The sequence below is a fragment of the Corynebacterium sp. UMB6689 genome (assembly GCF_030215295.1).
GTDB lineage: Bacteria > Actinomycetota > Actinomycetes > Mycobacteriales > Mycobacteriaceae > Corynebacterium > Corynebacterium aurimucosum.
In genome coordinates, this window is the sequence record NZ_JASOLS010000067.1 from 1 (window position 1) to 421 (window position 421).

The following is a 421-nucleotide window of genomic DNA, read 5'->3' on the forward strand; positions in this document are numbered from 1 at the left end:
TATCTCACCGAGCGGCAAAAGCAACGCTTAGAAATGCTGTGGGCCACCGATGACGACTACGTGGCCCTAGAAGTAACGTGGCTGCTCTACCAAGACGTGATCGCAGCGTACGCGCATCCGAAGAAATCGGAAGGCAGAAAGCTCATGGAACGCATCATCCACACCCTGCGTAAAGGACTACCAAAAGGCTTAGAAGAGCTCGCCCAACTGGGACGCACCCTGTGGCGTCGACGCAAAGATGTGCTCGCCTACTTTGATATCGGCGCATCCAACGGTCCCGTTGAGGCAATCAACGGCAGACTCGAACACCTACGCGGCATCGCCCTGGGATTCAAAAACCTCAACCACTACATCTTGCGATGCCTCATCCACTCCGGACAACTACAGGACAAAATCAACGCACTCTAAAACCGGAAGGGCC

1 protein-coding gene is annotated in these 421 nt (G+C 54.6%); it reads left to right on the top strand.

What is annotated here, in order from left to right:
* The coding region (locus tag QP363_RS12700; RefSeq protein ID WP_284764751.1) for a transposase at positions 1-408 on the top strand (408 nt) is incomplete at its 5' end.
* Between the last annotated feature and the right edge of the window lie 13 nt (positions 409-421).